The 22,115-nt window shown below is 60.1% G+C and carries 21 protein-coding genes and 1 other RNA gene; 13 read left to right on the top strand and 9 right to left on the bottom strand.

Annotated features, from left to right (window positions below; all coding sequences use genetic code 11):
* The first annotated feature begins 26 nt into the window (after window positions 1-26).
* A non-coding RNA gene (ssrS, locus tag ACVWXD_RS26325) (6S RNA) lies at window positions 27-205 on the top strand.
* A gap of 58 nt (window positions 206-263) precedes the next feature.
* The gene (locus ACVWXD_RS26320; protein WP_457371603.1) at window positions 264-893 is read left to right on the top strand and encodes a 5-formyltetrahydrofolate cyclo-ligase; all 630 of its coding nucleotides are present in this window, start codon (window positions 264-266) and stop codon (window positions 891-893) included.
* Between the two features lie 7 nt (window positions 894-900).
* Here ACVWXD_RS26320 and ACVWXD_RS26315 read toward each other — a convergent pair whose 3' ends face one another.
* A complete protein-coding gene (locus tag ACVWXD_RS26315; protein WP_010207387.1) occupies window positions 901-1,050 on the bottom strand; it encodes a hypothetical protein in 150 nt (49 codons plus the stop codon).
* A 194-nt stretch (window positions 1,051-1,244) separates the two neighbouring features.
* Between ACVWXD_RS26315 and ACVWXD_RS26310 the strand changes: the two genes are divergently transcribed.
* From ACVWXD_RS26310 to ACVWXD_RS26295, 4 genes are all read left to right on the top strand, one after another.
* A complete protein-coding gene (locus ACVWXD_RS26310; RefSeq protein ID WP_095185173.1) occupies window positions 1,245-1,694 on the top strand; it encodes an EVE domain-containing protein in 450 nt (149 codons plus the stop codon).
* 136 nt (window positions 1,695-1,830) lie between these two features.
* Complete coding sequence (locus ACVWXD_RS26305) at window positions 1,831-2,796, top strand: HlyD family secretion protein (RefSeq protein ID WP_095185174.1); 966 nt, start codon at window positions 1,831-1,833, stop codon at window positions 2,794-2,796.
* Entirely contained in the window at window positions 2,793-5,510 is a 2,718-nt protein-coding gene (rbbA, locus tag ACVWXD_RS26300; RefSeq protein ID WP_122756255.1) for a ribosome-associated ATPase/putative transporter RbbA, read from the top strand. Before ACVWXD_RS26305 ends, rbbA begins: the two co-directional genes overlap by 4 nt.
* Window positions 5,510-6,628, top strand: a complete 1,119-nt coding sequence (locus ACVWXD_RS26295; RefSeq protein ID WP_457371505.1) for an ABC transporter permease — start codon at window positions 5,510-5,512, stop codon at window positions 6,626-6,628. The genes rbbA and ACVWXD_RS26295 overlap by 1 nt, the downstream gene beginning before the upstream one ends.
* Before the next feature lie 17 nt (window positions 6,629-6,645).
* Here the strand turns inward: ACVWXD_RS26295 and ACVWXD_RS26290 are convergent, their stop codons facing one another.
* Window positions 6,646-7,053, bottom strand: coding sequence for a flagellar basal body-associated protein FliL (locus tag ACVWXD_RS26290; protein WP_093120488.1), 408 nt, complete (start codon window positions 7,051-7,053; stop codon window positions 6,646-6,648).
* Between the two features lie 150 nt (window positions 7,054-7,203).
* Here ACVWXD_RS26290 and ACVWXD_RS26285 point away from each other — a divergent pair, with 150 nt between their 5' ends.
* Both ACVWXD_RS26285 and glpT read left to right on the top strand, forming a co-directional pair.
* The gene (locus ACVWXD_RS26285) at window positions 7,204-8,181 is read left to right on the top strand and encodes an NADPH:quinone oxidoreductase family protein (protein ID WP_122681940.1); all 978 of its coding nucleotides are present in this window, start codon (window positions 7,204-7,206) and stop codon (window positions 8,179-8,181) included.
* Between the two features lie 290 nt (window positions 8,182-8,471).
* A complete protein-coding gene (glpT, locus tag ACVWXD_RS26280; protein WP_032884299.1) occupies window positions 8,472-9,809 on the top strand; it encodes a glycerol-3-phosphate transporter in 1,338 nt (445 codons plus the stop codon).
* Here the strand turns inward: glpT and ACVWXD_RS26275 are convergent.
* Entirely contained in the window at window positions 9,806-10,459 is a 654-nt protein-coding gene (locus ACVWXD_RS26275) for a gamma-glutamylcyclotransferase (RefSeq protein ID WP_032884300.1), read from the bottom strand. The two genes, glpT and ACVWXD_RS26275, sit on opposite strands and share 4 nt — an antisense overlap.
* A 27-nt stretch (window positions 10,460-10,486) precedes the next feature.
* On the bottom strand, window positions 10,487-12,874 hold the full coding sequence (locus tag ACVWXD_RS26270; protein ID WP_457371504.1) for a TonB-dependent receptor plug domain-containing protein: 2,388 nt from the start codon (window positions 12,872-12,874) through the stop codon (window positions 10,487-10,489).
* Window positions 12,875-13,217: 343 nt separating this feature from the next.
* Here ACVWXD_RS26270 and ACVWXD_RS26265 point away from each other — a divergent pair, with 343 nt between their 5' ends.
* Window positions 13,218-13,700 carry a hypothetical protein gene (locus tag ACVWXD_RS26265; RefSeq protein ID WP_032884303.1) on the top strand — a complete coding sequence of 161 codons (483 nt, stop codon included), beginning with the start codon at window positions 13,218-13,220 and terminating at the stop codon, window positions 13,698-13,700.
* Window positions 13,701-13,776: 76 nt separating this feature from the next.
* Here the strand turns inward: ACVWXD_RS26265 and ACVWXD_RS26260 are convergent, their stop codons facing one another.
* The 5 genes from ACVWXD_RS26260 to ACVWXD_RS26240 form a co-directional block, all read right to left on the bottom strand.
* A complete protein-coding gene (locus tag ACVWXD_RS26260) occupies window positions 13,777-14,742 on the bottom strand; it encodes a CDP-6-deoxy-delta-3,4-glucoseen reductase (protein ID WP_032884304.1) in 966 nt (321 codons plus the stop codon).
* Complete coding sequence (gene ubiD, locus ACVWXD_RS26255) at window positions 14,742-16,208, bottom strand: 4-hydroxy-3-polyprenylbenzoate decarboxylase (RefSeq protein WP_032884305.1); 1,467 nt, start codon at window positions 16,206-16,208, stop codon at window positions 14,742-14,744. The genes ACVWXD_RS26260 and ubiD overlap by 1 nt, the downstream gene beginning before the upstream one ends.
* Window positions 16,209-16,364: 156 nt before the next feature.
* Window positions 16,365-17,624: a transcription termination factor Rho gene (rho, locus tag ACVWXD_RS26250; protein WP_003176825.1), complete on the bottom strand. Its 1,260-nt coding sequence runs from the start codon at window positions 17,622-17,624 to the stop codon at window positions 16,365-16,367.
* Window positions 17,625-17,859: 235 nt separating this feature from the next.
* Window positions 17,860-18,189 carry a thioredoxin TrxA gene (gene trxA, locus ACVWXD_RS26245; protein ID WP_015886460.1) on the bottom strand — a complete coding sequence of 110 codons (330 nt, stop codon included), beginning with the start codon at window positions 18,187-18,189 and terminating at the stop codon, window positions 17,860-17,862.
* 121 nt (window positions 18,190-18,310) lie between these two features.
* The gene (locus ACVWXD_RS26240) at window positions 18,311-19,006 is read right to left on the bottom strand and encodes a FadR/GntR family transcriptional regulator (protein ID WP_032884308.1); all 696 of its coding nucleotides are present in this window, start codon (window positions 19,004-19,006) and stop codon (window positions 18,311-18,313) included.
* Window positions 19,007-19,271: 265 nt separating this feature from the next.
* On the opposite strand from ACVWXD_RS26240, the gene ACVWXD_RS26235 reads away from it, so the two are divergent.
* From ACVWXD_RS26235 to ACVWXD_RS26220, 4 genes are read left to right on the top strand one after another with little or no spacing between them, the layout of a single operon-like run.
* Complete coding sequence (locus ACVWXD_RS26235; RefSeq protein WP_017530859.1) at window positions 19,272-20,057, top strand: transporter substrate-binding domain-containing protein; 786 nt, start codon at window positions 19,272-19,274, stop codon at window positions 20,055-20,057.
* Window positions 20,058-20,074: 17 nt separating this feature from the next.
* Window positions 20,075-20,743 carry an amino acid ABC transporter permease gene (locus ACVWXD_RS26230; RefSeq protein ID WP_017736949.1) on the top strand — a complete coding sequence of 223 codons (669 nt, stop codon included), beginning with the start codon at window positions 20,075-20,077 and terminating at the stop codon, window positions 20,741-20,743.
* The gene (locus ACVWXD_RS26225) at window positions 20,740-21,390 is read left to right on the top strand and encodes an amino acid ABC transporter permease (RefSeq protein WP_095185177.1); all 651 of its coding nucleotides are present in this window, start codon (window positions 20,740-20,742) and stop codon (window positions 21,388-21,390) included. The genes ACVWXD_RS26230 and ACVWXD_RS26225 overlap by 4 nt, the downstream gene beginning before the upstream one ends.
* Window positions 21,377-22,114 carry an amino acid ABC transporter ATP-binding protein gene (locus tag ACVWXD_RS26220; protein ID WP_032884313.1) on the top strand — a complete coding sequence of 246 codons (738 nt, stop codon included), beginning with the start codon at window positions 21,377-21,379 and terminating at the stop codon, window positions 22,112-22,114. The genes ACVWXD_RS26225 and ACVWXD_RS26220 overlap by 14 nt, the downstream gene beginning before the upstream one ends.
* The last annotated feature ends 1 nt before the right edge of the window (window position 22,115 follow it).

Genomic DNA, 22,115 nt, shown 5'->3' with positions numbered 1-22,115 from the left:
CGCGACTGTTTAAGGTATACTCGCCCCACTCCCTGGCGTGCTTGCCAGTCGGCGATGTCCCGGAGCCGATTCGCACTACCCTGGAAGTTGCACGTTGGGCTGGTGTGCATGTCCGCTAGACGGAAAGCCTTAAAGCCTACTGCTTCTTCCACCTTGAACTTTCGGGTTCAAGGGCTTAGTCGACAGCGGTTCTGTCGGGGAGCCTGAATTCCAAACTCAATGCCAGTCTTAAGGACTGGCATTGTTTTATGAGCCGAAAAACCATGACCGAACCTGCGCCGCTTTCCCGTCCGCAACTTCGACGCATGTTACGCAACGCCCGCCGCGCCCTTACGCCGAGCGAGCAGCACCAAGCCGCCCACGGCCTGTATCGGCAACTGGCACAGCACCCGCTGTTTCGCCGGGCCAAACATATTTCCTTGTATCTACCGACGGACGGTGAAATCGATCCGCGCCTGCTGCTGCGCGCCGCTCAGCGCCGGGGCAAGGCCACCTATCTGCCGGTGCTCAGCGCTTGGCCGCGTACCAAGATGGTGTTCCAGCGCGTGAAGCCTGGCGAAAAGCTGCTGCCCAACCGCTTTCGAATTCTGGAGCCAAGGGTCAATGCCAAGCGCCAGCGCAAGGTGTGGGCGCTGGACCTGGTGTTGCTGCCGTTGGTGGGGTTCGATGACGCGGGTGGCCGCCTGGGCATGGGCGGCGGTTTCTACGACCGCAGCCTGGCGTATCTGGCACGCCGTCAAAGCTGGCGCAAGCCGACGCTGCTAGGCCTGGCCCATGAATGTCAGAAGGTCGATCGATTGGCACAAGCCAGTTGGGATGTGCCATTGGCTGGCACTGTCACTGATAAGCAGTGGTATGTCGCAAAAACGCCGCTTGAAGCAGCGGCGTCTTGAAGAAGGCTTAACGCTTGAACGGTTGCGGCTGCTGTTGAGCCAGTTCAACGGGAGCATCGGTCTTGTTCGACCACAAGCTTTGGGCATACCCGGTGGTCACGACGCCCAGACCAAACAAAATCACCAAAATCCATAGTAAATCCGGTTTACGTTGCATCGATTGCCCCCCTTCAGGCATCTCGTACACGATGACAACAACGTTCCAAAGTAGTCCGTTGCAGCTGCGTCAAGCTTAAAGGCCGGCATTTTGCGGTAACGTGAACCAACACGCAAACCTTGGCGCCAACCGACTGTCGGTTTGTCATCAAATTGCCTGACAACTTGCCCACTGCCTTTTTCAGGAGCCCAAAAATGGCCTACTGGCTGATGAAATCCGAGCCCGACGAACTGTCCATCAGCGGCCTGGAAAAGCTTGGCGAAGCGCGCTGGGACGGCGTACGCAACTACCAGGCGCGCAACTTCCTACGCGCCATGGCCGTGGGCGATGAGTTTTTCTTCTATCACTCCAGTTGCCCAGAGCCAGGCATTGCGGGTATCGGCAAAATTGTCGAAGCGGCCTACCCGGATCCGACCGCACTGGAACCGGACAGCCACTATTTCGACGCCAAAGCCACCCCGGAGAAAAACCCGTGGACTGCGATCAACGTCGCGCACGTCCAAACCTTCCCCAAGGTGCTGGGGCTCGGCTACTTGAAACAGCAAACCGCCCTCGCCGAATTGCCCCTGGTGCAAAAAGGCAGCCGCCTGTCGGTGATGCCGGTCACCGCCGAGCAATGGGCGACGGTGCTGGCGCTGCGCTGACGAGAACCCTGCGGTCACGCGCTCGACGCATGCATCTGCCCTTTAACCGGGTTAGGCTTGCGCTTCATTTGATCGGTATCAACGCCCCTTGGGCAGCACCGATCAAACTAGGATGCTAAAGCCGCAGGATGCACCCATGTCGACCACACCCCGCTCTTCCCACCTGTTTGCCGTTCTCTTGATCGCGTTGTTGCTCGGTGCCGGCGGCTTCGGTTACTGGCGCTCCACCCAGGACCGTCTGCCCGAAGGTCTGGGCATGGGCAATGGCCGCCTGGAATCCACCGAAGTGCAGATCGCCGCCAAGATCCCAGGGCGCCTGGCCGAAGTGCGGGTCGACGAAGGCGACAAGGTCCTCAAGGGCCAACTGCTGGCGCGCATGGACACCCGCACGCTGGAAGCCCAGCGCGCCCAGGCCGAAGCCGAAGTGCTGAGGGCCAAGGAGAACTTCGCCGCCGCCGAGGCCAACGTGCAACTGCGCCAGAGCGAACAACTGCTGGCCAACCAGGAACTCAAGCGTACCCAGGAGCTGTACAAACGCGGCTTCGCCAGCGGCCAGTTGATCGACCAGCAGCAAGCCCGCCAGAACACCGGCAACGCCGCCGTGACCGCCGCCCAGGCCCAGGTCAATTCGGCAAAAGCCACCATCGGTGCCGCACAAGCCCAGGTCGCGCAGCTCACCAGTGAAATCGACGACAGCAGCCTGCGCGCGCCTATCGACGGCATTATCCAACTGCGCCTGGCCGAACCGGGTGAAGTGCTTGGCGCGGGCGGGCGCGTGTTGCTGCTGATCGACCCCAATGATCAGTACATGAACCTCTATCTGCCCGCCTCCGTGACCGGACGCCTGACCGTCGGCAGTGACGCGCGGATTCTGCTCGACGCCCTGCCCCAGCAGCCGTTGCCGGCCAAGATCAGTTTCGTCGCCGCCAAGTCGCAGTTCACCCCCAAGGAAGTGGAGACCCGCGACGAACGCCAGAAACTGGTATTCCGCGTCAAATTGCACCTGACTCAACCGAGCGCCGTGCCCCAAGCCAAACCGGGTATGCCCGGCTCCGGCTATGTGCGCACAGCTGATATCGACTGGCCGGCCAACCTGCAATGACCGGCCTGGCGCTGCACGCCAAAGGCATCAACCACCATTACGGCAAACAACAGGCGCTGATCGACATCGCCTTCAGCCTGCCCGCCGGTACACGCTGCGGGCTGATCGGCCCGGATGGTGCGGGCAAATCGAGTTTGTTGGGGTTGATCGCCGGCGTTAAGAAACTCCAGGCCGGCCAATTAGAGGTACTCGGCGGCTCCATTCAGGATCGCCGTCACCGCAACAGCCTGTATCCGCGCATCGCCTTCATGCCTCAGGGTTTGGGTGGCAACCTGTACCCCGAGCTGTCCATCAGCGAGAACATCCGCTTCTTCGCCACCCTGTTCGGCCTGTCCAAAGCCGACTGCGACCAGCGCATGCACAACCTGCTGCTGGCCACCGACCTGGCTCGCTTCGCCGAGCGCCCAGCCGGCAAACTTTCCGGCGGCATGAAGCAGAAGCTCGGCCTGTGCTGCGCGCTGATCCACGACCCGGACCTGCTTATCCTTGATGAGCCCACCACCGGCGTCGATCCGCTGTCCCGTCGACGCTTCTGGGAGCTGGTAGAAACCGTACGCAGCGAACGCCCGCAACTGACGCTGCTGGTAGCCACGGCCTACATGGAGGAAGCCGAGCAGTTCGAACATTGCATGATGCTCGACCGCGGCAAACTGATCGCCGACGGCCTCAGTCGCGAACTGGCGGCAGCGACGCCGAGTGGCAAACTGGATGAGGCCTTCACTCACTTCCAGGGCGATGGCGCCCATGACAACCAGCCGCTGGTGATCCCGCCAAGGGAAAACGCCAACGCCGATATCGCCATCGAAGCGCACGAGTTGACCCTGCGTTTCGGTGATTTCACGGCGGTGAACAAGGTTAGCTTTGCTATTGGTCGAGGCGAGATTTTCGGCTTCCTCGGCTCCAACGGTTGCGGCAAGACCACCACCATGAAAGTCCTCACCGGGCTGATGCCGGCCACCGAAGGCAGCGCGACACTGCTGGGCAACCCTGTGAACGCCAAGGACCTGGCCACCCGCAAGCGCGTGGGTTTCATGTCCCAGAGTTTCTCGCTGTACGGCGAGCTCAGCGTGCGCCAGAACCTGGTGCTGCACGCGCAACTGTTCGACCTGCCCAAAGCAGACAGTGGGCCGCGTATCGATGAATTGATCCAACGCTTTGACCTGAGCAAGATAGCCGAGCAACCCTCCGGCGAATTACCCCTCGGTCTGCGCCAGCGCTTGTCTTTGGCAGTGGCCGTGCTGCATCGCCCGGAAGTGCTGATCCTCGATGAACCCACTTCCGGCGTCGACCCGGCAGCTCGGGATGATTTCTGGCGGCTGCTGGTCGAGTTGTCTCGGGAGCAAGGCGTAACCATCTTCCTGTCCACCCACTTCATGAACGAAGCCCAGCGCTGCGACCGCATTTCCTTGATGCACGCCGGCAAAGTGCTGGCCTGCGACACACCGGAGGCACTGCAACAGCAGTTCCACGGCGACACCCTGGAAGCTGCGTTCGTCACCTGCCTGGAACAGGCCCAAGGCGAACCCGAGCCCGCCGCACCGGCCAAAACCGTCAGCGAAATCAGTGCGCCGCCCGTGAGCAAACGCGGCTTCAGCCTTTCTCGCCTGTTGGCCGTGGCCAGCCGTGAAGGCAAAGAACTACTGCGCGACAAAGTGCGCATGGCCTTCGCCCTCCTCGGCGCGATGTTCATGATGGTGATCTTCGGCTACGGCATTTCCCTGGACGTGGAAAACCTCGCCTTTGCCGTCTACGACCAGGACCAAAGCCCCCAAAGCCGAGCCTATCTGGAAGCCTTCCGCAGCTCGCGCTACTTCGCCGAACAGGCGCCCATCCAGGATTCCAGTGAGTTGCACCGGCGCCTGCAGCGCTCGGAAATCAAACTGGCCCTGGAGATACCGCCAGGGTTTGGCCGTGACCTCTACGCTGGCCGCCAACCCACAGTCGCCGCCTGGCTCGACGGCGGCATGCCGTTTCGCGCGGAAACCAGCCGCAACTATGTAGAAGCGGTACACCAGGGCAACCTGCAACAACTGGCCGAACTGAGCAGCCTGCCGCAGACCACCCAGGCCGCCGCCAAGCTGGAAACCCGCTTTCGCTATAACCAGGACGTGGTCAGCGTGAATGCCATCGGCCCAGGGGTGATGGCGCTGATCCTGGCGTTTATCCCAGCGATGCTCACGGCTCTGGGAATCGTGCGCGAGAAAGAACTGGGCTCGATCACCAACTTCTATGCCACACCACTGACGCGCCTGGAGTTCCTGCTGGGCAAGCAGGCGCCCTACATCGCCGTGAGCCTGATCAACCTGGCGCTGCTGGTGGCCATGAATCGCTGGCTGTTTGGCGTACCGTTCAAGGGCAGCGGCCTGACGTTGGCCTTTGGCGGACTGCTTTACGTGCTGGCCACCACCAGCATGGGCCTGCTGATTTCCGCGTTCACCCGTACTCAAATCGCGGCGATCCTCGGCACCATGATCATCACCAGCCTGCCGACCATCCAGTTTTCCGGGCTGATCGTGCCGCGCTCCTCTCTGGAAGGCGCAGCGGCACTGATGGGCATGCTGTTTCCAGCCGGGCACTTCCTGGATATCGCAGTCGGCACGTTCACCAAAGCTTTGGACCTACGCCAGTTGTGGCCGCAATGCCTGGCGCTGTTCGGGTTCTTCATCGGATTCACCGGGCTAAGCCTGATCATGCTCAAGAAGCAGGAGGCCTGATGCACACGCTCACTCATATCCTGCGCCTGGGCATCAAGGAACTCACCAGCCTGCGCCACGACAGCGTATTGCTGCTGTTCCTGTTCTACGCCTTCACTGTCGCCATCTATATTCCTGCCGCCGGATCGGTAATTGGCGTACACAACGCCAGCGTCGCCTTTGTGGACGAGGATCACAGCGCGCTCTCCAGGCAGATGGCAGAGGCGCTGCAACCGCCGGAATTCCAGGCGCCTGCGCCGCTGGCCTACGACCAATTGGACAAGGTGATGGACAGCGGCCAATACACCTTCGTGATCAACGTGCCGGCCAACTTCCAGGCTGATCTGCTCGCGGGTCGCCAGCCCGGCGTGCAGGTGAACGTCGATGCCACGGCAATGAGCCAGGCGTTCATGGGCGCGGGCTATATCGGCAGGATTTTCCAACGGGAGTTGCTGAGCTACAGCGGCCAAACCGATACCGCCAGCAAAGCCCCGGCGCTGCTGACCACACGAGCGCTGTTCAATACCAACCTGGAAGGTGGCTGGTTCCTGGCGGTAATCCAGATCGTCAACAACATCACCATTCTCGCCATCGTATTGACCGGCACCGCGCTGTTGCGTGAGCGAGAGCACGGCACCCTCGACCATCTGCTGGTGCTGCCGCTGACCGCGCTGGAAATCATGCTGGCAAAAATCTGGAGCAACATGTTGGTGGTGGTGGTGTGTACTTGGGTGTCGCTGGAGGTGGTGGTCAAAGGCTTGCTCGGCGTGCCACTGGCGGGATCGATGGGCCTGTTTCTATTCGTGACCGCGCTGTACCTGTTTGCCAGCACCGCACTGGGAATCTTCCTCGCCACCCTTGCCCGCTCGACGCCGCAGTTCGGCTTGCTGGCAATCCCGGTGATTATCCCAATGCTGTTGCTATCCGGCGGCAGTACGCCACTGGACAGCATGCCCGAGTGGTTGCAGTGGGTGATGCAGGGCTCGCCGTCGACGCACTTTGTGAGCCTGAGTGCAGCGATCCTGTTTCGGGACGCGGGCGTCAGTGTGGTATGGCCGGACTTGCTGGCGCTGGCGGCAATTGGATTGTTGTTTTTTTCGGTGGCGTTGGTGCGGTTCAGGAAGAGTTTGGCTTCCTGAACCGCCAGCCAGGCTGATTACTGAATGATCAGGTTGTTGAACAACAGGTCTTCCACCACCGGCTTGCCGGTCTCGTCGCTCATCACTTGCTGGGTTTGCTTGAGGGCTTCCTGGCGCAGTTTTTCCTTGCCTTCGACGGTGCTCATGGCCTCGTTGGTCTGCTGGGTAAACAGCGCCACCAACTGGTTACGAATCAACGCATCGTTGGCTTTGACAGCAGCAGCGGCTTCGGTACCGGTCACGCGCAGGGCGATGTCAGCCTTGAACACCTTGAGTTTCGCCGTGCCGTCCAGGCCGTAGTTACCCACGAACGGCGGGCTCAGGCTGATATAGCTGACCTTCGGCGCCTCGCCTTCTTTGGCTTCTTCGGCCTGGGCAGCCATGGGCAAGGTCAGGGCCAGCATCAACAGGATCCACGCTTTCACAGTTCATTCCTCACATTCGGTTGCCGGGTAGCATAACGCTAGCAAGGCAGAGCACAAGCTTATGGCGGCTTATCAGGGCCGGGCATGCTCGTTGACCCACGGGCCTACCCTCCTACACTTATCGGCCACGACACCAAAAGGAATAGCCCGATGAAAGCTGTGCTGTGCAAAGCCTTCGGCCCCGCCGAAACCCTGGTGCTGGAAGAAATCGCCAGCCCGGCGATCAAGAAGAACGAAATCCTGCTGGACGTACACGCGGCGGGGGTGAACTTCCCGGACACCCTGATCATCGAGGGAAAGTACCAGTTCAAGCCGCCCTTTCCGTTTTCGCCGGGTGGCGAGGCGTCGGGCGTGGTCAGCGAAGTGGGTGAGAAGATCAGCCATTTGAAAGTCGGCGACCGGGTCATGGCACTCACCGGCTGGGGCAGCTTTGCCGAGCAGGTCGCGGTGCCGGGCTATAACGTGCTACCGATCCCGCCGAGCATGGACTTCAACACCGCTGCCGCCTTCAGCATGACCTACGGCACCTCGATGCATGCGCTCAAACAACGCGCCAACCTGCAACCTGGCGAAACCTTGCTGGTGCTCGGTGCGTCCGGCGGCGTAGGCCTGGCCGCGGTGGAAATCGGCAAGGCCATGGGCGCCCGTGTGATCGCCGCAGCCAGCAGCGCCGACAAGCTCGCCGTGGCCAAGGCCGCGGGTGCCGATGAACTGATCAACTACAGCGAAACCAGCCTCAAAGAAGAGATCAAGCGCCTCACCGACGGCAACGGCGCCGATGTGATCTACGACCCGGTGGGCGGTGACCTGTTTGACCAGGCCATCCGCGCCATCGCCTGGAACGGGCGTTTGCTGGTGGTTGGGTTCGCCAGCGGGCGTATTCCAGAGCTGCCGGTGAACCTGGCTTTGCTCAAGGGCGCAGCGGTGGTCGGGGTGTTCTGGGGCTCGTTTGCCCAGCGCCAGCCGCAGGACAATGCGGCGAACTTCCAGCAACTGTTCACTTGGTACGGTGAGGGCAAGCTCAAGCCGTTGGTGTCGCAGGTGTATCCACTGGACCAAGCCGCCCAGGCGATCAATGACCTCGGCCAGCGCAAGGCTGTCGGCAAGGTGGTCGTCCAGACCCGCTAACCGACCTGAAATGCAATCAAATGTGGGAGGGGGCTTGCCCCCGATGGCAGTGGGTCAGCTACAGATAAGCTGGCTGACCTACCGCTATCGGGGCAAGCCCCCTCCCACATTTGATCTCCTGCGATCATAAAATCGATAACGACCCACACTTATCCATTTACGACATGTTCATAAAAGAACATGCAATTGCTCCCATTTCCTGTGTTTGTGCATGAGAAGCGATGCTATTTTCGGTAACGAAACTGTAACATTCGCATCCGCAGTCAAAACAAGAAATTTGGAGCTCTTGAATGTTTGCTTTCTTTCGTCCTGCCGCGCATCAGGCGCCCCTGCCTGAAGAAAAAATAGACAGTACCTACCGACGACTGCGCTGGCAGATCTTCGCCGGTATTTTCTTCGGTTACGCCGGTTATTACCTGCTGCGTAAAAACTTCTCCCTGGCCATGCCCTATCTGATCGACGAGGGTTACACCCGTGGTCAACTGGGCTTGGCGATGTCGGCCATCGCCATTGCCTACGGCCTGTCCAAGTTCCTCATGGGCCTGGTGTCCGACCGTTCCAACCCACGCTACTTCCTGCCTTTCGGCCTGCTGATATCGGCGGGTGTGATGTTCATTTTCGGGTTCGCACCTTGGGCAACGTCCAGCGTGACCATGATGTTCATTCTGCTGTTCATCAACGGCTGGGCCCAAGGCATGGGCTGGCCGCCAAGTGGGCGGACGATGGTGCACTGGTGGTCGCAGAAAGAACGCGGCGGTGTAGTGTCGGTGTGGAACGTGGCGCACAACGTCGGTGGCGGCCTGATCGGTCCGCTGTTCCTGCTGGGCATGGCGTGGTTCAACGACTGGCACGCAGCTTTCTATGTGCCGGCCACTGTGGCCTTGGCGGTAGCGGCCTTTGCCTTCATCACCATGCGCGACACACCGCAATCGGTTGGCCTGCCGCCCATCGAGAAATACAAGAACGACTATCCCGAAGGCTACGACGCCAGCCATGAGGAAGAATTCAGCGCCAAGGAAATCTTCGTCAAATACGTGCTGCGCAACAAAATGCTGTGGTACATCGCCTTCGCCAACGTGTTCGTCTACCTGTTGCGCTACGGCGTGCTGGACTGGGCGCCAACTTATCTGAAGGAAGCCAAGCACTTCGACGTGGATAAAACGTCCTGGGCGTATTTCTTCTACGAGTGGGCAGGCATTCCAGGCACGCTGCTGTGCGGCTGGATGTCGGACAAGATCTTCCGTGGCAACCGTGGCCTGACGGGCGTGGTGTTCATGGCGCTGGTGACCGTGGCAACCCTGGTGTACTGGCTCAACCCGCCGGGCAACCCGATGGTCGACATGATTGCGCTGTTCTCCATCGGTTTCCTGATCTACGGCCCAGTGATGCTGATCGGCCTGCAGGCTCTGGAGTTGGCACCCAAGAAAGCCGCCGGTACGGCCGCGGGCTTCACCGGTCTGTTCGGTTATCTGGGCGGTTCGGTGGCAGCCAGTGCGGCAATGGGCTACACCGTGGACCACTTCGGCTGGGACGGTGGTTTCGTACTGCTGATCGGTGCGTGCCTGCTGGCTATCGCGTTCCTGATCCCAACGCTGTGGCACACCAACAGCGTCAGCTCGGCGCGTTAATCGCCAGAGCAACCCTTTGCACAACGCTTGAGCCGCGCCTCCAGATTCTTATCTGGCATGGCGTGGCTACGCAGGGCGTTTACGGTCTGCTCGACATAATCGCGAGTAGTGCCGTAACGCCCGCAAGCGCTTTGCAGCACATGGTTGAGCACGATATCCGGCAAGTTGCCAGCATAGCTGGGCAAGTGCCGCTCCAGGACAAACCCCAACGCCTGCACCTGACTGCCATCCTCAAGACGGCAGCTGAGCCAGTGCGGCCGGTAGGACGGGTAAGGCATCTCGCGCTGCCACAAGGCGTAAAGCGAGGCCTCCAACTGATCTTCGGGCAAGCGGTAAGCGAACCCGCTGCAAGAGCCACCGCGATCCAACCCAAACACCAACCCTGGCGTTTCCGGCGTGCCCCGATGCTCGTGGGACCACAGGTACAGGCCGCGGTGATAGCCGTGGACCCGCGCCCGCACCCGCTCGGAAGACGAGCATTCAGGACGCCAGATCAGCGAACCGTACGCAAATAGCCAGACCGGCCCACCTTTATGCCGGCCCATGGTGGCCTGCATCGAGCTCATTAACTGTTCGTGAGTGAGTTGCGGCCCCAGATCGAGCCGCGGAGGGTAAGCCAACTGCTGAAGATCGGTTTCTATGGCGGTCATGGCGAAAAGCGGTACGCCTCCTGTGTGTTACCAGTTGTAAGCAACTTTACCGTAATAAAACGCGCCGCTGTAACCGTACGGCGAAAAAGTGCTATAGGCCAAATTGCCACCACTGCTGGCGAAGGCGTTGACCTTCTCTGGGTATTTATCGGTGACGTTGTCGCCGCCCACGGTGAAGGTCCAGTTCTTCAGCTTGTAGTCAGCCGATAAATCCAGTACCCAGGCGGCCTTGAAAGTCTGGTCGTTGACCTTGTCCGCCTGGTAGCTGGTGAACTCACCATAGCGCACCAAATTGCTGTGCAGTGCCCAATTGCCGTAGGTGAAGTCGTTACCCAGGCTCAGCTTGTGCTGGGGCGTGGTATCGCCGAGCAAACCGATGCGCTCGCGACGGTCCACCCTCACCAGGTTCGCCCCAAGGCTATCGAGGATGGCCGGGTTGGGTTTCACATCGGTCACTTTGGTGTGGTTGTAGTTGTAGCCCACGGTGCTGTTCCAGCGGATACCGCTATCGAATTGGTAGCGATAGTTGGCTACCAGATCGACGCCGTCGGTGCTGGTGTCGGTGGCGTTGGTGAAGTAGCGGGCGGTGGTGTAATCAATGTTGCCCACGCCGTTGGCCTGCAGGTAGGCACGCGTCGCCGCGTTTATGCCGAGGTTGGAGGACAGGCTGATACGGTCGCGAATGTCGATACGGTACACATCCACCGTCACCGTCAGGTCATCGGCCGGCTCCAGTACCAGACCAAGGCTGTAGTTGCGCGACTTCTCGGCCTTGAGGTCTTCAGCACCGAGCAAGCGCGCAACCTGGCTGTTGGCCGGGAAGGTACCGGCTTCCTGGATGGTGCTGCCGATCAGCTGCGATGAGGTGTAGGCAAAGTTCTGCTGGGCCAGGGACGGCGCGCGGAACCCGTTGGATACACTGCCGCGCAAGGCCACTTGCGGGGTGAAGTCATAACGAGCTGACAGCGAGCCGCTCACATTGGAGCCGAAATCGCTGTAGTCCTCATGGCGCACGGCGGCCGAGGCGCTGAGTTTTTCGGTGAAGTTGGTTTCCAGGTCCAGATACTGCGCCCAATTGTGACGAGAGCTGGTGCCCGCGTCGGCATCCCGGAAGCCGCCCAGCCCGGAGCTGCCGGTCTGGAAGTAGGACGCTGGCTCGCCCGCCTCGATTTCATAACCCTGATGCAGGTATTCACCGCCGAACGCCACGGACACCGGGTAAGGCAGCCAGCCCACGTCGAACTCGCGGGAAAGGTCCAGGCTGACTTGCTTCTGGTCGTTGCTCAGGGTGCCGTTGTCGAACTTGCGCGGTGTCGCCAGGCCCAGAGAGGTGTTGATGGTTTCAGTGCTGAGTGCGTACTGGTTCTTGCCGTAGTTGGCCGACAGGTCGTAATGCCAGTCGTACGCCAGCAAGCCACGCAGGCCTACCACCAACGACGTGTCTTCAAGGTTGCCCTTGATCAGCGGCAGGTAACCGTTGGGGTTGAGCGCCGGGATGTTGTTGGACGCATTGCTCGCGCGGTAGAACGCCGCCGTCTCGCCACGCCGCTTGCTGTAACCGCCGAAGGTGTAGAACTCGGCCGCGTCGTTGAAGGAATATTCGGAGTTGAACTGGAACTTGCCTTCATTGGTGGCCGGCTCACCTTGGCGGAACACGCGCTGGCCATAGGTGGTAGAGCCGACGCTTCCGGTGCGGTAGTCATCACCGGCGCGGTTGGTGTAGTCGTTGTCAGCCCCTTCGGCCGACAGGTTGATAAAGCCGTTGTCGCCCAATGCCAGGCCGGTGTTGCCGCTGACATTACGCTGGATGCCGTCGCCCTTCTTGTATTCGCCGAACTTGGTGGAGATCGAGCCGCCATGGTCAGCGTGCTTGAGTATCACGTTGATCACCCCGGCAATCGCATCCGAGCCGTAGCGCGCGGAAGCACCGTCTCGCAGCACTTCGATATGGTCCACCGCCGACAGCGGGATCGCATTCAGGTCCGCCGGTGCCGACCCACGGCCCACTGCGCCGCCCAGGTTGACGAAGGCACTGGTGTGGCGGCGCTTGCCGTTGACCAGCACCAGCACCTGATCAGGTGACAGGCCGCGCAACTGTGCAGGCCGCACCAATTCGGCGCCGTCCACCAGGCTTGGGCGTGGGAAATTGATTGATGGAATAAGGCGCGCCAGCACTGCGCCCAGCTCATCGGAGCCGGTGCTGCGCAGACTGTCACCGGAAATCACATCGATGGGTGACAGTGAAGCACTGGCCGTACGCTCCTGAGCGCGGGTGCCGGTGACAATCACGGTGTCGAGTTTGGGTGCATCGGTGGCGGACGTTTCGGCCGCAAAGACTGGATTGAAGCTCACAGCGGTCAGCAAATTGGCCGACAAAATCGCCGAGTACAGCGCGTGTTTCTTGTAGCTCCCCATACCGCTCCCCTTTCCCTTATGAATCAGTAATCAAACATCAGAACGTCAGTGCTCTGAGCTCATACGATCGATCCGGCTGGCGGGCGGTGGCGGTCAGTTGTTGGTGATTGGCAGAAAATCGGTAGTCCGTTGAGATATAGCTTAAAGATATTCATGTAACAAATTAAATACCTTTAAGGAATAAGAGAATGCATAAGCCCAGAGGCCCCTCCGTCAGGATTATCCGTAGCGATCCCGTTACTTTCAGCCCCGGTTCAGCCTGGGCACGCGCCAAGCCGTCAAAATAGGGTGCACATCACGACCCACTTAGCCGCCCATCAAACCGACTACCGAGGTCGCACCCATGAAGAATTTTCGACTGCCTGGCCTGTTATTGCTGGCCCAGGCCACCACCGCGCTAGCTGGCGAATCGCCCGTCACCGAAGACGACAAGGGCTTCTGGTACGCGCAGACCAGCGTCTACACTCGGCACTTCGCGCCGGACAAGGACCACAACAACAACCAAGACCTGATTGGCCTGGAGCGCAATGAAGCCTCAGGGTTGGTGTATGGCGGGGCAACCTTTCGCAACTCGTTCCGCCAGCGCTCGTACTACGCCTACGCGGGCAAGCGCTATGACATGACCGACTATCCGGTGTACCTGAAGGTCACGGGCGGGGCGATCCAGGGCTATCGCGGCAAGTACCGCGACAAGATCCCATTGAACCGTTTCGGTGTGGCGCCGGTGATTATTCCGTCGGTAGGCACCCATTACGGGCCGGTGGCGGCGGAGTTGGTGTTGTTGGGGTTCAATGCGGCGATGGTGACGACCGGCGTGCGCTTCTAAGCGAGCACTGAGCGGGGCTTTTGTGATGAGCAGGCTTGCCCGCTCACCACAAGAAGCCGGCGGCTCTTGGAATGGATCAGCGCGGCGCGTAGGCGAATACGTCGGCGCGCATCTGATGCGCATCCATGCCGGCGTCGACCAGCGCATCCAGCGTGCCGTAGATCATCGCCGGTGAGCCGCTGGCGTAGACGTGCACGGCCTTGAGGTCGGCGATGTCCTCGCACACCGCCTCATGGAGCAAACCGCAGCGTCCTTCCCAACCGCACAGATCACTGACGACTTTGTGCAGGAACAGGTTTGGCAGTTGCAGCCATTGGTCCCAGTGTTCGATCTGGTAGAAGTCTTCCGGGCGTCGCACGCCCCAGTACAGGTGCACCGGGTGCTTGAAGCCGGAGGCGCGGCAATGTTCGATCAGGCTATGCATCTGTGCCATACCGGTGCCGGCGGCGATCAACACCAGCGGACCGTCCGGCAGTTCAGCCAGATGGGTATCGCCAAACGGCAACTCCACACGGGCCATCTGATTGCGTTGCAGCTGTTCCAGCAGGGCGCGCGCGCTGTCCTCACGGGCCAGCACATGCAGTTCCAGCTCGCGCCCGGAGTGAGGCGCCGACGCTAGGGAGAATGCGGATTTTTCGCCATTTTCCCGTTCGATCATCAGGTATTGCCCGGCGTGGTAGCGCACCGCCTTGCCGGCCGGGGCCAGCAGGCGCACGCGCCACACATCACCACCGACCTCTACGCATTCACTCAATTGGCACGACAACTTGCGCAACGGCAACTCTCCCGGCGCCAACACGCCATCCCACAACACAATGCAATCTTCCAACGGTTCGGCGATGCAGGTGTAGAACTCACCGTGGTCGCGCACCTCACCTGCTTGCTGCACCCGGCCTTCCACCAGCAGCGCGGCACACACGTGGCAGACGCCATTGCGACAGGCCTGCGGGCATTCGTAGCCCAGGCGGCGCGCCCCTTCGAGGATTCGCTCTCCGGGGACCAGCTCCAGCACGGCGCCGGAAGGTTGCAGGGTTACACGCATCAATCTATTCCCAATTCTTTCCACATCGCATCGACGCGCGCGGTCACGGCTTCATCCTTGACGATCACCCGACCCCACTCGCGGGTAGTTTCACCCGGCCATTTGTGGGTAGCATCCAGGCCCATCTTAGAGCCCAGGCCCGATACCGGCGACGCGAAGTCGAGGTAGTCGATCGGCGTATTGTCGATCATCACCGTGTCGCGCTTGGGGTCCATGCGCGTGGTGATGGCCCAGATCACGTCGTTCCAGTCGCGGGCGTTGATGTCGTCGTCGGTGACGATAACGAACTTGGTGTACATGAACTGTCGCAAAAACGACCACACTCCCAACATGACGCGCTTGGCATGGCCAGGGTACGACTTCTTCATGGTCACGATGGCCATGCGGTACGAACAGCCTTCCGGCGGCAGGTAGAAGTCGGTGATTTCCGGGAATTGCTTTTGCAGGATAGGCACGAACACTTCGTTGAGCGCCACGCCGAGAATGGCCGGCTCATCCGGCGGACGGCCGGTGTAAGTGCTGTGGTAGATCGGCTTGATCCGGTGGGTGATGCGTTCGACGGTGAATACCGGGAAGCTGTCGACTTCGTTGTAATAGCCGGTGTGGTCGCCGTAAGGACCTTCGTCGGCCATCTCGCCAGGGTGGATCACGCCTTCGAGGATGATTTCAGCAGTGGCCGGCACTTGCAGGTCGTTGCCACGGCATTTGACCAGCTCGGTACGGTTGCCACGCAACAGGCCCGCGAAGGCGTATTCGGACAGGCTGTCCGGCACAGGGGTCACAGCGCCCAGGATGGTGGCGGGGTCTGCACCCAAGGCCACGGAAACCGGGAACGGCTGGCCAGGGTGTTTTTCGCACCACTCACGGAAGTCCAGCGCGCCGCCACGGTGACTCAGCCAACGCATGATCACCTTGTTGCGGCCGATCACTTGCTGACGGTAGATACCGAGGTTCTGACGGTCTTTGTTCGGGCCTTTGGTGACGGTCAGGCCCCAGGTGATCAGCGGGCCGACGTCGCCGGGCCAGCAGGTTTGCACCGGGAGCATGGCCAGGTCGACGTCATCGCCTTCGATGACCACTTCCTGGCACACCGCGTCCTTGACCACTTTGGGGGCCATGGCAATGATTTTGCGGAAGATCGGCAGCTTCGACCAGGCGTCCTTCAGCCCCTTGGGCGGCTCGGGCTCCTTGAGGAAGGCCAGTAGTTTGCCGATCTCGCGCAGTTCGCTGACCGACTCCGCGCCCATGCCGAACGCCACGCGATCGGGCGTGCCGAACAGGTTGCCGAGCACCGGAATATCAAAGCCGGTCGGGTTTTCGAACAGCAGCGCCGGGCCCTTGCTACGCAGGGTACGGTCGCAAATCTCAGTCATTTCCAGCACTGGGGAAACCGGCACCTGGATACGTTTCAACTCTCCGCGCTGCTCAAGTTGCTGCACGAAATCCCGAAGATCCTTGAATTTCATTAACCATGCCACCCGTAAAATAGGCGTACATCCTACCTGCTCTGAGGCTGGCTGGCAGCTTATCGCGGTGCATTTGACTGCCGAATGCGCTTAAAAAACGCGCAAAAAAAAATGGCGCCCCTGGGGGCGCCATTCTTTCGGACCTGAAACGTCGTATTACTTACGCTTCATCGACAGGAAGAACTCGTCGTTGGTCTTGGTGGTTTTCAGCTTGTCGATAAGGAACTCGATGGCTGCAACTTCGTCCATCGGGTGCAGCAGCTTGCGAAGGATCCACATACGCTGCAGTTCGTCGTCGGCAGTCAGCAACTCTTCGCGGCGGGTGCCGGAACGGTTGATGTTGATCGCCGGGAACACGCGTTTTTCCGCGATGCGACGGTCCAAAGGCAGTTCCATGTTGCCGGTACCCTTGAACTCTTCGTAGATCACTTCGTCCATCTTCGAGCCGGTTTCAACCAGCGCGGTGGCGATAATGGTCAGCGAGCCGCCTTCTTCGATGTTCCGCGCGGCGCCGAAGAAACGCTTCGGCTTCTCCAGGGCGTGGGCATCGACACCACCGGTCAATACCTTGCCGGAGCTCGGGATCACGGTGTTGTAAGCACGGGCCAGACGGGTGATGGAGTCGAGCAGGATCACCACGTCCTTCTTGTGTTCGACCAGGCGCTTGGCCTTCTCGATCACCATTTCAGCAACCTGCACGTGGCGGGTTGGCGGCTCATCGAACGTCGAGGCAACCACTTCGCCGCGCACGGTGCGCTGCATTTCGGTCACTTCTTCCGGACGTTCATCGATCAGCAATACGATCAGGTGAACTTCAGGGTTGTTACGCGCGATGTTCGCTGCAATGTTCTGCAGCATGATGGTCTTACCGGCTTTCGGCGGTGCGACGATCAGGCCACGCTGGCCTTTGCCAATCGGAGCGCACAGGTCGATCACACGACCGGTCAAGTCTTCGGTGGAACCGTTACCGGCTTCCATCTTCATGCGCACAGTCGGGAACAGCGGGGTCAGGTTCTCGAAGAGAATCTTGTTTTTCGCGTTCTCTGGACGATCGAAGTTGATCGTGTCGACCTTGAGCAGGGCGAAGTAACGCTCGCCTTCCTTCGGTGGACGGATCTTGCCAACGATGGTGTCACCGGTGCGCAAGTTGAAGCGACGGATCTGGCTCGGCGAGACGTAGATATCGTCTGGGCCGGCGAGATAGGAAGCGTCTGCAGAGCGGAGGAAGCCGAAGCCGTCCTGGAGAATCTCCAGCACGCCATCACCGGAGATTTCCTCGCCGCTTTTCGCGTGCTTCTTGAGCAGGGAGAAAATCACGTCCTGCTTGCGCGAACGGGCCATATTTTCTATGCCCATTTCTTCGGCCAATTGGAGCAGGTCGGTAATCGGCTTTTGCTTGAGTTCAGTCAGATTCATATAGGAATGACGTAATCATTTATGGAGGGGGGGAAATTAAGCTTTTGGCTTAATGAGGCCGCGCCGCAGAGAAGGCGACAGGATCGCGTACTAATCGAAAAGGAATGCGTCGGCGACGGCTTGCAGGGGGCAGTGGAGAAACCAGTGCGGGGCCGAATGTACCACCTGAATTTCGGAGCGTCTAGCCCTGTTTAACGAAAAAGCCCCGCAATTTGCGGGGCCTTTTTGACGACGCTTAGATGTTGGCGTCGAGGAAAGCTTGCAGCTGGGACTTCGACAGCGCACCTACTTTGGTGGCTTCAACGTTGCCGTTTTTGAACAGCATCAGCGTAGGAATACCGCGCACACCGTGCTTGGCCGGGGTTTCCTGATTGTCGTCGATGTTCAGCTTGGCAATGGTCAGCTTGCCTTCGTAAGTAGTTGCAATGTCGTCCAGGACCGGAGCGATCATTTTGCAAGGGCCGCACCATTCAGCCCAGTAGTCAACCAGCACCGGGCCAGCAGCCTTGAGTACTTCGGCCTCAAAGGTCGCGTCGGTGACGTGCTTGATAAGATCGTTGCTCATGGATGTCTCCGGATTGTAAGCAAAAAAAACGTTGCCCATCATAGCCGCCCTTCCCCCGTTCAGGAAGCCGCCTCTGATTGAGTCTTGCTATGGTGATGCATGAGTTTGGGTATAGCCCAATTCAAGACGCGACGGGACTCACAAAGGTAATGCCCGTGCGTAACGCTGCATTACGTACGTGTTCCTGCATGGTTTTCTGCGCTGTCGCACTCGCACGCCGGGCCAAGGCACGCAAAATTTTGCGATGTTCCTGCCAGGTTTCCATGGCCCGCTCTGGCCGGATGAACGGTAATTTCTGACTTTCCAGGAACACCTCGGCGCTGGCACTGAGAATACTCACCATCGCTTGGTTGCCGCTGGCCAACAGGATGCGTTGGTGAAACTCGAAGTCCAGCCGCGCCGCGGCGTCGAAGTCGCCGGCCTTGAGCACCTTGCGCATCGCCTCAACGTTGTCCTCAAGACTGTCCAGCTCATCGATGGTCAGCGTGACCGCTGCCAGCCCCGCCGCAAACCCCTCCAGCGCATAGCGCAATTGGAAGATATCCAACGGCGTGGCCTGGGCCGCGAAAGGCCAGGCAAAGCCCGGCGCGTCCTCCGCCGCCTGCACGAATACGCCTTTGCCCGGCAGCACGCTGACCACGCCCAACGCACTCAGGGACGATAACGCCTCACGCAACGACGCTCGGCTCACGCCCAACTGCACCGCCAGGTCGCGTTGGGACGGCAACGCGTCGCCTGGCCCGAAGCCCTGCTCCTTGATCAGTTTGCGAATGGCCTGCAGGGCCGCTTCCGGTACGGCTTGGGCGATGGAATTCATAAAAAACTCAAGGTTTCAGTCAGCAGAGCGGCTAGTTGTAAAGCTATTCGCGGCCGGCGGCAAGCCACGCCCCAAAGGGGCTCGCAGGTTTTTGCCGGCGCTCGAAAAGGGTGCGAAAGGCTATGCCACTGTTCAGACCAGTAAGACCAATGAAGCTCAACAAATCCCAGCCTTACAGACGATTTCGAGCCTACTGGCATGGGCTGTGCAATCACGCAAGCAAGCCAAATCCAGAAAATCCTTTCGCCCTTTTCGGAGAGTTGCCATGACTAAGCGCTACAGCGCCCTGCTCACTGCCCTGTTTGCCAGCCTGATGCTGAGCCAGGCACCCGCCCAGGCCAATGGGCTGGACGATATCGTCGCCCGTGGCACCCTTAAGGTAGCCGTGCCCCAGGACTTCCCGCCGTTTGGCTCGGTCGGCCCCGACATGAAGCCGCGCGGCCTGGACATCGATACTGCCAAGCTGCTGGCCGACCAACTCAAGGTCAAGCTGGAGCTGACCCCGGTCAACAGCACCAACCGCATCCCGTTCCTCACCACCGGCAAGGTTGATCTGGTGATCTCCAGCCTGGGCAAAAACCCGGAGCGAGAAAAAGTCATCGACTTCTCCAAGGCTTACGCGCCGTTCTACCTGGCCGTATTCGGCCCACCTGATGCCGCCATCAGCAGCACCGACGACCTTAAGGGCAAGACCATCAGCGTGACCCGTGGCGCCATCGAAGACATCGAGCTGACCGCAGTAGCGCCCAAGGAAGCGACCATCAAGCGCTTCGAAGACAATAACTCCACCATCGCCGCCTACCTGGCAGGCCAGGTCGACCTGATCGCCAGCGGCAACGTGGTGATGGTGGCGATCAGCGAGCGCAACCCGAAACGCGTGCCAGCGCTGAAAGTGAAACTCAAAGATTCGCCGGTGTACGTCGGCGTGAACAAAAACGAGCCGGCGCTGCTGGAGAAGGTCAACCAGATCCTGGTCGCGGCCAAGGCCGATGGCAGCCTGGAAAAGAACGCGATGCAATGGCTGAAAGAGCCGCTGCCCGCCGATCTTTGATACGACGGAGCTGACTCATGGCGTATCAATTTGACTTTGTGCCGGTGCTGGCCAATACCGATCTGCTGTTGCGCGGCGCGTTGTTCACCCTTGAGCTGACGGCCATCGGTGCGATCCTGGGGGTGGCCCTGGGCACCGTCGGCGCGGTGGTGCGGGCGTGGAAGATCCAGCCGTTTGCCTGGTTCTTCGGCGTCTATGTCGAGTTGATCCGCAACACGCCGTTCCTGGTGCAACTGTTCTTCATCTTCTTTGGCCTGCCGTCCCTGGGGCTAAAGATTACCGAGTGGCAAGCCGCCGTATTGGCGATGGTGATCAACCTGGGGGCCTACTCCACGGAGATCATTCGCGCCGGCATCCAGGCCATCCCGCGCGGGCAACTGGAAGCCGCCGCCGCGCTGGCGATGACGCGTTTCGAAGCGTTCCGCCATGTGGTGTTGCTGCCGGCGCTGGGCAAAGTGTGGCCGGCACTGAGCAGCCAGATCATCATCGTGATGCTCGGTTCGGCGGTGTGTTCACAGATCGCCACCGAAGAGCTGAGCTTCGCCGCCAACTTTATTCAGTCGCGTAATTTTCGCGCGTTTGAAACCTATGCCCTGACCACCCTGGTGTACCTGTGCATGGCGTTAATGATTCGCCAGTTGCTCAACTGGATCGGCCGCCGCTTTGTGATGAGGAATAGCCGATGAGTGATTTTTCCTTCTGGGACATCGTACGCAATCTGCTTACGGGCCTTCAGTGGACGCTGTTGCTGTCGCTGGTGGCGTTCATCGGCGGCGGCCTGATCGGCTTGCTGGTGATGACCATGCGCATCAGCAGCAAGGCGTTCGCGCGCAATCTTGCGCGCACCTACATCGAGCTGTTCCAGGGCACGCCGTTGTTGATGCAGCTGTTCCTGGTGTTCTTCGGCATCGCCCTGCTGGGGGTGGATATTTCACCGTGGCTGGCAGCGGCGATTGCCCTGACATTGTTTACCAGCGCCTACCTCGCTGAGATCTGGCGCGGTTGTGTCGACTCCATCGCCCACGGGCAGTGGGAAGCCTCGGCCAGCCTGGCGCTGAATCCGCTTGAACAACTGCGCTACGTGATCCTGCCCCAGGCCCTGCGGATCGCCGTGGCGCCAACGGTGGGGTTCTCGGTGCAGGTGGTCAAAGGCACCGCCGTGACCTCCATCATCGGCTTCACCGAATTGACCAAGACCGGCGGCATGCTCGCCAACGCGACCTTCGAGCCCTTCATGGTCTACGGCCTGGTGGCCCTCGGTTACTTCCTGCTTTGCTACCCCTTGTCCCTCAGTGCTCGCTACCTGGAAAGGAGACTGCATGCCTCTGCTTAGAATTTCCGCCCTGCATAAGTATTACGGCGATCACCACGTCCTCAAGGGCATCGACCTGACGGTTGAAGAAGGCCAGGTGGTGGCGATCATCGGGCGCAGCGGCTCGGGTAAATCCACCCTGCTGCGTACCCTCAATGGCCTGGAGTCGATTAACGATGGAGTGATCGAGGTCGACGGCGAATACCTTGATGCCGCCCGCGCTGACTTGCGCAGCCTGCGGCAGAAAGTCGGCATGGTGTTCCAACAGTTCAACCTGTTCCCGCACCTGACGGTGGGTGAAAACGTCATGCTCGCGCCACAAGTGGTGCAGAAAGTGCCCAAGGCCAAAGCGGCACAGTTGGCCAAGCAGATGCTGGAACGCGTTGGGCTGGGAGAGAAATTCGACGCTTTCCCAGATCGCTTGTCCGGCGGCCAGCAACAGCGCGTCGCCATTGCCCGTGCCCTGGCTATGTCACCCAAAGTGCTGCTGTGCGATGAAATCACCTCAGCCCTGGACCCGGAGTTGGTCAACGAAGTGCTCAGCGTGGTGCGCCAGCTGGCCAAGGACGGTATGACCTTGATCATGGTGACGCACGAAATGCGCTTCGCCCGGGAAGTCGGTGACAAGCTGGTATTTATGCACCAGGGCAAGGTGCATGAAGTCGGCGATCCAAAACTGCTGTTTGCCAATCCCCAGACCGCTGAGTTGGCAAACTTCATCGGTACAACAGAAGCCCACGCCTGAT

The sequence above is a fragment of the Pseudomonas sp. TE3911 genome, from assembly GCF_054062775.1.
Note: the sequence above shows the minus strand (reverse complement) of the source record. Positions and strands in the feature narration are given on the sequence as shown.